3 protein-coding genes, 1 tRNA gene and 2 rRNA genes are annotated in these 10,230 nt (G+C 68.7%); 5 read left to right on the top strand and 1 reads right to left on the bottom strand.

Annotated features, from left to right (window positions below):
• From OOK31_RS08830 to OOK31_RS08815, 4 genes are all read left to right on the top strand, one after another.
• Positions 1 to 1,094 (top strand): 23S ribosomal RNA (locus tag OOK31_RS08830); the annotation flags it as partial.
• Between the two features lie 74 nt (positions 1,095 to 1,168).
• Positions 1,169 to 1,286 (top strand): 5S ribosomal RNA (rrf, locus tag OOK31_RS08825).
• Between the two features lie 5 nt (positions 1,287 to 1,291).
• A tRNA-Thr gene (locus tag OOK31_RS08820) sits at positions 1,292 to 1,367 on the top strand.
• Positions 1,368 to 1,553: 186 nt separating this feature from the next.
• Complete coding sequence (locus OOK31_RS08815; RefSeq protein ID WP_267011782.1) at positions 1,554 to 1,787, top strand: hypothetical protein; 234 nt, start codon at positions 1,554 to 1,556, stop codon at positions 1,785 to 1,787.
• A gap of 17 nt (positions 1,788 to 1,804) precedes the next feature.
• Here OOK31_RS08815 and OOK31_RS08810 read toward each other — a convergent pair whose 3' ends face one another.
• Entirely contained in the window at positions 1,805 to 4,330 is a 2,526-nt protein-coding gene (locus OOK31_RS08810; protein WP_267011781.1) for a SpoIIE family protein phosphatase, read from the bottom strand.
• Positions 4,331 to 4,558: 228 nt separating this feature from the next.
• On the opposite strand from OOK31_RS08810, the gene OOK31_RS08805 reads away from it, so the two are divergent.
• The gene (locus OOK31_RS08805) at positions 4,559 to 10,060 is read left to right on the top strand and encodes a HAMP domain-containing protein (protein ID WP_267011780.1); all 5,502 of its coding nucleotides are present in this window, start codon (positions 4,559 to 4,561) and stop codon (positions 10,058 to 10,060) included.
• Positions 10,061 to 10,230: the final 170 nt, after the last annotated feature.

Genomic DNA, 10,230 nt, shown 5'->3' with positions numbered 1-10,230 from the left:
TGTATACGGACTGACGCCTGCCCGGTGCTGGAACGTTAAGGGGACCGGTTAGTGACCTTTCGGGGTTGCGAAGCTGAGAACTTAAGCGCCAGTAAACGGCGGTGGTAACTATAACCATCCTAAGGTAGCGAAATTCCTTGTCGGGTAAGTTCCGACCTGCACGAATGGCGTAACGACTTCTCGACTGTCTCAACCATAGGCCCGGTGAAATTGCACTACGAGTAAAGATGCTCGTTTCGCGCAGCAGGACGGAAAGACCCCGGGACCTTTACTACAGTTTGATATTGGTGTTCGGTTCGGCTTGTGTAGGATAGGTGGGAGACTTTGAAGCAGCCACGCCAGTGGTTGTGGAGTCGCCGTTGAAATACCACTCTGGTCGTGCTGGATGTCTAACCTCGGTCCGTGATCCGGATCAGGGACAGTGTCTGATGGGTAGTTTAACTGGGGCGGTTGCCTCCCAAAGGGTAACGGAGGCGCCCAAAGGTTCCCTCAGCCTGGTTGGCAATCAGGTGTTGAGTGTAAGTGCACAAGGGAGCTTGACTGTGAGACCGACGGGTCGAGCAGGGACGAAAGTCGGGACTAGTGATCCGGCGGTGGCTTGTGGAAGCGCCGTCGCTCAACGGATAAAAGGTACCCCGGGGATAACAGGCTGATCTTCCCCAAGAGTCCATATCGACGGGATGGTTTGGCACCTCGATGTCGGCTCGTCGCATCCTGGGGCTGGAGTCGGTCCCAAGGGTTGGGCTGTTCGCCCATTAAAGCGGTACGCGAGCTGGGTTTAGAACGTCGTGAGACAGTTCGGTCCCTATCCGCTGTGCGCGTAGGAATATTGAGAAGGGCTGTCCCTAGTACGAGAGGACCGGGACGGACGAACCTCTGGTGTGCCAGTTGTCCTGCCAAGGGCATGGCTGGTTGGCTACGTTCGGGAGGGATAACCGCTGAAAGCATCTAAGCGGGAAGCCTGCTTCAAGATGAGTATTCCCACCTCCTTGAGAGGGTAAGGCTCCCAGTAGACGACTGGGTTGATAGGCCAGATGTGGAAGCCCGGTAACGGGTGGAGCTGACTGGTACTAATAGGCCGAGGGCTTGTCCTCAGTTGCTCGCGTCCACTGTGTTAGTTCTGAAGTAACGAACCGTGTCCATGCCCGGTTGGTTAACTTCATAGTGTTTCGGTGGTCATAGCGTTAGGGAAACGCCCGGTTTACATTCCGAACCCGGAAGCTAAGCCTTTCAGCGCCGATGGTACTGCAGGGGGGACCCTGTGGGAGAGTAGGACGCCGCCGAACAACCCGCCCTTTTAGCTCAGTCGGTAGAGCGTCTCCATGGTAAGGAGAAGGTCAACGGTTCGATTCCGTTAAAGGGCTCCAACAAAGAAGGCCCCCGCCTATTGGCGGGGGCCTTTTTGCGTTTCCGGCCCCGTCGGGGCCCGTTGTCAAGCCCCGACTTTCCGTGCCGTGACCAGGGCCGCCGTGCGAGGCGCAATGGAGTCACGGATGACGGCGCCCTCGCCTCATCCGCAGTCCGAGCCCCTCGACCTGCGGAAGGACCCTCCCATGAACCTCATCAGGATCCGACGCCTCGTTCTCAAGATCGTGACGGCCGTGGAAGGGGAGGGGGCTGCTGTCTCTCAGCCGTTCTCCGGCCCCGCCGGCCCGACCGCTGCCGTGCCGGTGCGCGGTGCCTCCGACAGGGGTGACACCGACCGGGTCTTCGACGGCCGGCTTCCCTGGGCCACCGAGATGGCGGCCCCTTCCTTCCTGATCCTGTCGCCGCGGCTGCCGCGGTAGGGACGACGACCGCGCCCTCAGTTGCCTTCGCGCTGCTGGGGCACGCGGAAGGCGAGGATCGCCATGTCGTCCGAGGCGGGTTCCGCCGCGAAGCGTTCCACCGCGCGCAGGACACGGGAGGCGACCGCGCCCGCGGTGAGGCCCGTACAGGTGGTGAGGACCTCGGCGAGGCCGTCGTCGCCCAGCATGCGGGTGCCCTCGCGGCGTTCCGTGACGCCGTCGGTGACGCAGAGCAGGACATCGCCCGGGTCCAGGGTCAGGGTCTGTTCGTAGAGGTCGAGGTCTTCGATGACCCCGAGCAGGGGTTGCGGTTCGGCGGCCGCGGTGACCTCGCCGTCCGGGCGCAGGCGCAGCGGGAGCGGGTGGCCGGCGCAGACGACCTTCATCAGGGCGCCGCCGTCGGGCTGGGGGTGGAGCTCGCCGTACAGGAGGGTGAGGAAACGGCTGCGGGCGCCCTCGTCGAGGATGGCCGCGTTGAGCCGCTCCAGGACCGCCGGTCCGCCCAGGCCCTCGCGGGCCAGCAGGCGCAGGGCGTGGCGGGCCAGGCCGGTGACGGCGGCCGCCTCGGGGCCCGTACCGCAGACGTCGCCGATGGCGAAGCCGTACGCGCCGTCGCGGATCGGGAAGACGTCGTAGAAGTCGCCGCCGACCTCGTTGCCCTCGCCGGCGGCGCGGTAGATGACGTCGACCTCCATGCCGGGGATGGCGGGGGAGCCGGGCGGCAGGAGGCTGCGCTGGAGCGAGCGGCTGATGGCGGTGCGCTCGGAGTAGAGGCGGGCGTTGTCCAGGGCGAGGGCGGCGCGGCGGGAGAGGTCGTCGGCCAGTTCCAGGATCTCCTGGCGGAAGTGCTCCTCGCGGGGCCTGCCGAGGGTGAGCATGCCGATCACGCGGTTGCGGGCCAGGAGCGGGAGGACCACCGTGTCCCCGCCGACCGCGGTGGTGGCCGCGGGCCAGGGGCGGGCGCCCGGTTCGCGGACCGGTTCGGGCGGGCTGACCCGGGACAGGAGGGCCTTGAGGCCGTCGATGCGTTCCTCGTCCTCGTGCAGGACGTAGGCCAGGTACGGGTCGGAGGCCTGGTCGGCGATGGTGTAGACGGCGCACCAGGTGGCCAGGGTCGGGACGGTCATCTGGGCCATGAGGGCCAGGGTCTGGTCCCGGTCGAGGGTGCCGGCGAGCAGGTCGGAGGCCTCGACGAGGAAGGAGAGGGAGCCGCGGCGCAGTCGTTCCAGCTCGCCGAGGCGGGCCGACTCGACGGCGAGGGCGATGCGGTCGGCGGCGAACTGCAGGCGCAGGGCGTCCTCGTTGGTGTAACGGCCCGGGTTCTCGGTGGCGACGCCCAGGGAGCCGGTGAGGCGGCCCTCGACCTTGAGGGGGACCGTGACGACGGCGCGCATGCCGGTGGACTCCAGGAGCGGGACGGCTCCGGGGACGGCGGCGAGGTCGTCGTGGACGGCGGGCATGCGGGCCGAGCCGTAGCGGCTGGTGCCGGCCTCGACGGGGACGCGGGCGAAGCGCTGGCGGGTGGAGGGGAGCCCGGTGGTGGCGCGGACCTCGAGCTCGGTCTCGTCGTCGGTGGCCAGCAGGAGGAAGGCGGCGTCGGCGTCGAGCATGTCGCGGGCCCGCTCCACGGTGCGCTGGAGCAGGCCGTCCAGGTCGTCGGGGGCGGGGGAGCCGATGAAGACCTCGAAGGGGTCCGTGGGGCGGGTGTCCGCGGACGGGCCGCCGTCGGAGGAGGGCACCCGCGCGGGGGTCTGGAGGAGGGCGCGCTCGTCGTCGTGGACGAGGAGGCAGACGATGGAGGGCTCGCCGTGGGCGTCGCGGACCCGCAGGTGGGAGGCGTAGACGGGGATCACGCGGCCGTCGGCGCCGCGGATGCCGTAGCTGCCCTCCCAGCGGGACAGGCGCAGGGCCTCGGCGATCCCGGTGGCGGTGCCGGGGGTCTGGGGCCAGGCGGCGATCTCGGCGAGGGGGCGGCCGAGGACCTTCTCCGCGGGGTAGCCGAAGATGTGCTCGGCGTCCTCGTTCCAGGCGCTGACGGCGTCGGCGGAGTCGATCTGGGCGACGGCGACGCGGACGCGGCTGTCGGCGAGGGGCAGGAACTGGTCCGGGACGACGGGGCCCGCGGAGCGGGTACCGACCGGCCGGTCCGGGAGGTCGATGCGGAACCACACGTGCTTGTGGGCGGCCGTGTACTCGACGCCCCAGCGGGTGGCGAGGGCGGCGCACAGCATCAGGCCACGGCCGCTCTCGCGGTCGGGATCGGCGTACGGGCGCTCGCCGGGGAGCTGGAGCGGGAGCTCCCGCTCGGGGTACCGGTCGGCGACCTCGACGCGTACGCCGTCCTCGGCGCGCAGGCACAGGACCTCGGCGCTGGTGCCGGCGTGGACCACGGCATTGGTGACGAGCTCGCTGGTCAGGACCACCGCGTCGTCGACGATGTCCGCGAAGCCCCAGCCCTGCAGGGTGTCGCGGACGAACGCGCGGGCAGCGGCGACCGAGCGCCCTTGAGGGTCGAAACTGGCAGCCGCCCGTGCCGTGATCACAAGTCTCCTTCGACGCGGTGGTACATCGGATGCCAGGTTACTTACCTTCGCGGTCGGCAGGAGGCCGTCGTACGGGATTCCACCCGCAGGGTGCGGCCGGTGTGCGATGGTGCCGAAGTGTTATGGCCGGGTTCGGCCGGGGTGAAACACTGGGCAGGCTTGGAGAGCCGGGTTGTGGATGGTCGGATGTCCGGTGGAACAGCGGTCGACCCTTTCGGGAGGGACACGGTGGAGTCTGGCGCAGCGGTGCGGCGTACGGGAACGCGCGCGAAGGGCGGGCGGTCCCGGCGGAACGGGACGACGGAAGTCGATACCGCCGCCCTGAACCGCCTGCTCACGGCCCTGGTGTCGATGCGGGACGGGAATTTCCGCAAGCGGCTGACGGTGTCCGGCGAGGGCGTGATGGCGGAGATCGCCGCCGTCTACAACGAGGTCGCCGACCGCAATCTCCACCTGACCGGGGAGCTGTCCCGGGTGCGGCGGATGGTCGGGCGTGAGGGGAAGCTGAGCGAGCGGCTGGAGACGGGGGCCTGCGAGGGCTCCTGGGCGGCCGCGATCGACGCCTCGAACCAGCTGGTGGACGACCTGGCGCGGCCGGTGTCCGAGGTGGGCCGGGTGCTGTCGGCGGTGGCCGAGGGCGACCTCGACCAGCGCATGGACCTGCGGACGCAGAGCCCGGACGGGGCGGGGCATCCGCTGCGCGGGGAGTTCCTCAAGGTCGGACGTACGGTCAACAACCTGGTCGACCAGCTGTCGGCGTTCACCGACGAGGTGACGCGGGTGGCGCTGGAGGTGGGTACCGAGGGCAAGCTCGGTGGCCAGGCCCAGGTGCGCGGAATGTCCGGTTCTTGGAAGGATCTGACCGACTCCGTCAACACGATGGCGTACCGGCTCACCGCTCAGGTGCGTGACATCGCTCTCGTCACGACGGCGGTGGCGAAGGGCGATCTGTCGCGCAAGGTCACGGTGCACGTGGCCGGCGAGATGCTCCAGCTGAAGAACACCGTGAACACGATGGTGGACCAGCTGTCCTCGTTCTCCTCCGAGGTGACCCGCGTCGCCCGCGAGGTGGGTACGGAGGGGGAGCTCGGCGGCCAGGCGAAGGTGCCCGGGGTCGCGGGTGTGTGGAAGGACCTGACCGACTCGGTCAACACGATGGCGGGCAACCTGACCGCCCAGGTGCGGGGGATCGCGCAGGTCACGACGGCCGTCGCGAACGGTGACCTGTCGCAGAAGGTACGGGTCAGCGCGCGCGGCGAGGTGGCGCAGCTGGCCGAAACGATCAATCAGATGACGGAAACGCTCAGGACCTTCGCCGATGAGGTCACGCGCGTGGCCAGCGAGGTCGGGGCCAAGGGGACACTCGGCGGCCAGGCGCAGGTGCCGGGGGCCGCGGGGACGTGGAAGGACCTCACCGACTCGGTGAACACGGTCTTCCGCAACCTCACCACGCAGGTGCGGGACATCGCGACGGTGACGACGGCCGTGGCCAACGGCGACCTGTCGCAGAAGGTCACCGTCGATGTGGCCGGCGAGATGCTGGAGCTGAAGAACACCGTCAACACGATGGTGGACCAGCTCCAGTCCTTCGGTGCCGAAGTGACCCGTGTGGCGCGTGAGGTGGGTGTCGAGGGTGAGCTCGGCGGTCAGGCGCAGGTGCCGGGGGCGGCGGGGACGTGGAAGGACCTCACCGACTCGGTGAACACCGCCTTCCGCAACCTGACGGGCCAGGTCCGCAACATCGCGCAGGTGACGACGGCCGTGGCCAACGGCGACCTGTCGCAGAAGGTCACGGTGGACGTCTCCGGCGAGATGCTCCAGCTGAAGAACACCGTGAACACGATGGTGGACCAGCTGTCCTCCTTCGCCGACCAGGTCACGCGGATGGCGCGGGACGTGGGCACGGAGGGCCGGCTCGGCGGCCAGGCACGGGTCGAGGGGGTGTCCGGCACCTGGAAGGAGCTCACCGACTCCGTCAACTTCATGGCCGGGAACCTGACGTCCCAGGTGCGCCAGATCGCCCAGGTGACCACGGCGGTGGCGCGCGGTGACCTGTCGCAGAAGATCGACGTGGACGCCCGGGGCGAGATCCTGGAGCTGAAGAACACCATCAACACGATGGTCGACCAGCTCTCGGCCTTCGCGGAGCAGGTGACGCGGGTCGCCCGGGACGTGGGTACGGAGGGCAGGCTCGGCGGTCAGGCACAGGTGCCCGGTGTGGCCGGGGTCTGGCGCGACCTGACCGACTCGGTGAACGGCATGGCCGGGAACCTGACCTCGCAGGTCCGCAACATCGCGCAGGTCGCCACGGCGGTGGCGCGCGGTGACCTGTCGCAGAAGATCGACGTGGACGCCCGGGGCGAGATCCTGGAGCTGAAGAACACCCTCAACACGATGGTCGACCAGCTGTCGAACTTCGCGGAGCAGGTGACGCGTGTCGCCCGCGAGGTGGGTACCGAGGGCATCCTCGGCGGCCAGGCCGAGGTGAAGGGTGTCTCCGGCACCTGGAAGGACCTCACCCAGTCCGTCAACTTCATGGCCAACAACCTGACCTCGCAGGTCCGCAACATCGCCGAGGTGACCACGGCGGTCGCCATGGGCGACCTCTCCAAGAAGATCACCGTCGACGCGAAGGGCGAGATCCTCGAACTCGTCACCACCGTCAACACGATGGTGGACCAGCTGTCGTCCTTCGCGGAGCAGGTGACGCGGGTGGCGCGCGAGGTGGGCTCCGAGGGCATCCTCGGCGGCCAGGCACGGGTGCGCGGGGTGACCGGCATCTGGAAGGACCTGACCGACAACGTCAACCTGATGGCGAACAACCTGACCTCGCAGGTGCGCAACATCTCGCAGGTCTCGGCGGCGGTGGCCAACGGCGACCTGACGAAGAAGGTCACCGTCGAGGCGCGCGGCGAGGTCGCCCAGCTCGCCGACACCGTGAACACGATGGTGAAGACCCTGTCGTCCTTCGCCGACGAGGTCACGCGCGTGGCCCGCGAGGTGGGTACGGAGGGCCGCCTGGGCGGTCAGGCGCACGTGCCGGGGGTCTCGGGGACGTGGAAGGACCTCACCGACTCGGTGAACTTCATGGCCTCCAACCTCACCGGCCAGGTGCGGCAGATCGCCATGGTCACGACCGCCATCGCCAAGGGCGACATGACCAAGAAGATCGACATCGACGCCCGCGGCGAGATCCTGGAGCTCAAGACCACGATCAACACGATGGTCGACCAGCTGTCCTCCTTCGCCGACCAGGTGACGCGAGTGGCCCGCGAGGTGGGTACCGAGGGCATCCTCGGCGGTCAGGCCAGGGTGCGCGACGTGGACGGCACCTGGCGCGACCTCACCGAGTCCGTGAACGAGATGGCCGGCAACCTCACCCGTCAGGTGCGCGCCATCGCGGCCGTGGCCACCGCGGTGACCCGCGGCGACCTGAGCCTGAAGGTCGACGTGGACGCGGCGGGCGAGATCCAGGTCCTCCAGGACAACATCAACACGATGATCGTGAACCTGCGAGACACCACCCTGGCCAACAAGGAACAGGACTGGCTCAAGGGCAACCTCGCCCGGATCTCGGCCCTCATGCAGGGCCGCCGGGAGCTGGACGACGTGGCCTCGCTGATCATGAGCGAGCTGACCCCGGTGGTCGCCGCCCAGCACGGCGCCTTCTTCCTGGCCCTGCCGACCGGCGGGTCCACGGAGATCGGCACCGACGGCGCCGGGGCCGGGGACGGCTCGTACGAGCTGCGCATGCGCGGGAGTTACGCGTACGCGGGCGGCCAGATGCCCATCTCCTTCCGGCCCGGCGAGGGGCTGATCGGGACGGTTGCAGAGGAGAAGCGGACGATCCTCGTCGAGAACACCCCGCCCGGCTACCTGAAGATCTCCTCGGGGCTCGGCGAGGCCCCGCCGGCGCACGTGATCGTGCTGCCGGTGCTGTTCGAGGGGAAGGTGCTCGGCGTCATCGAGCTGGCCTCCTTCCAGCCGTTCACGCAGATCCAGAAGGACTTCCTCAGCCAGATCGCCGAGATGATCGGCACCAGCGTCAACACCATCTCCGTCAACTCCAAGACGGAGATGCTCCTCAAGCAGTCGCAGGAGATGACCGAGCAGCTGCGCGAGCGTTCCGACGAGCTGGAGAACCGGCAGAAGGCCCTCCAGGCCGCCAACGCCGAACTGGAGGAGAAGGCCGAGCTGCTGGCCCAGCAGAACCGGGACATCGAGGTGAAGAACACCGAGATCGAAGAGGCCCGGCAGGTCCTGGAGGAGCGCGCCGAGCAGCTGGCGGTCTCGATGCGCTACAAGAGCGAGTTCCTCGCGAACATGTCGCACGAGCTGCGCACCCCGCTCAACTCGCTGCTGATCCTGGCCAAGCTGCTCGCCGACAACGCGGACGAGAACCTGTCGCCGAAGCAGGTGGAGTTCGCCGAGACCATCCACGGCGCGGGCTCGGACCTGCTCCAGCTGATCAACGACATCCTGGACCTGTCGAAGGTCGAGGCCGGGAAGATGGACGTCTCGCCGACCCGGATCGCGCTGGTCCAGCTCGTCGACTACGTGGAGGCCACCTTCCGGCCGCTGACCGCGGAGAAGGGCCTCGACTTCTCGGTACGGGTCTCCCCGGAGCTGCCCGCGACCCTGCACACCGACGAGCAGCGCCTCCTCCAGGTGCTGCGCAACCTGCTGTCCAACGCGGTGAAGTTCACCGACAACGGGGCGGTGGAGCTGGTGATCCGGCCCGCCGGGGGTGATGTGCCGCCGGCCATCCGGGAGCAGCTGCTGGAGGCCGGTTCGCTGCGCGAGGCCGACGCCGACCTGATCGCCTTCTCGGTGACCGACACCGGCATCGGGATCGCGGCCAGCAAGATGCTGGTGATCTTCGAGGCGTTCAAGCAGGCCGACGGCACCACGAGCAGGAAGTACGGGGGCACGGGCCTGGGCCTGTCCATCAGCCGGGAGATCGCCCGGCTGCTGGGCGGGGAGATCCACGCGGCCAGCGAACCCGGCCGCGGCTCGACCTTCACGCTGTACCTGCCGCTGCACCCGAGCGAGCTGCCGCCGCAGGGGTACGCCCCGCCCACGCCGGGTGGCGCGCGCGGCGACTACCGCCGGGCCGTCGAGGAGGCGCGGCCCGCGCCGCAGGCGCTGACCGAGGCACCCGTGCCGGTGGCGGTTCCGGTGCGCCAGGCGCTCCCGGCGGCGGAGCACGCCGGTCAGGGCTCCTCGGCGCTGTTCCGGCGCCGCCGCAAGCCGCTGACCGGTCCGCTGCCGCGCACCGAGGTGCCGGGGCAGCCGGACGGGGACGTGTGGGGGGTGGAGGAGCCGCTGCCGGTGGCGCCCCGGTCGTACGACTTCCACGGTGAGCGGGTGCTGATCGTGGACGACGACGTGCGCAACGTCTTCGCGCTGACGAGCGTGCTGGAGCAGCACGGGCTGGCGGTGCTCTACGCCGAGAACGGGCGGGAGGGCATCGAGGTCCTGGAGCAGCACGACGACGTGGCGGTGGTCCTGATGGACATCATGATGCCGGAGATGGACGGGTACGCGACGACCTCGGCGATCCGGCGGATGCCGCAGTTCGCGGGGCTGCCGATCATCGCGCTGACGGCGAAGGCGATGAAGGGGGACCGGGAGAAGGCCATCGACTCCGGGGCTTCCGACTACGTCACCAAGCCGGTCGAACCCGACTACCTACTGTCGGTCATGGAACAGCACATGAGCGGCAACTGATCGGAGGCGGGTGCGTGATCGGAGGGCACAGGGGGAACCTTCTGCCCTCCCATCACGTTTCCGCTTCGTGCACAGTGACATCTTGGTGACAGGGTGTGGCGATCTCGGGACTGGGGCTACGATGACCGGCACAAGGACGGACGGCGCAAGGATGCCGTCCTCTGGGGCGG

Source organism: Streptomyces sp. NBC_00249 (assembly GCF_026342355.1).
GTDB lineage: Bacteria > Actinomycetota > Actinomycetes > Streptomycetales > Streptomycetaceae > Streptomyces.
The sequence above is the reverse complement of the archived record's forward strand: the minus strand, read 5'-3'. Positions and strand labels throughout refer to the sequence as shown.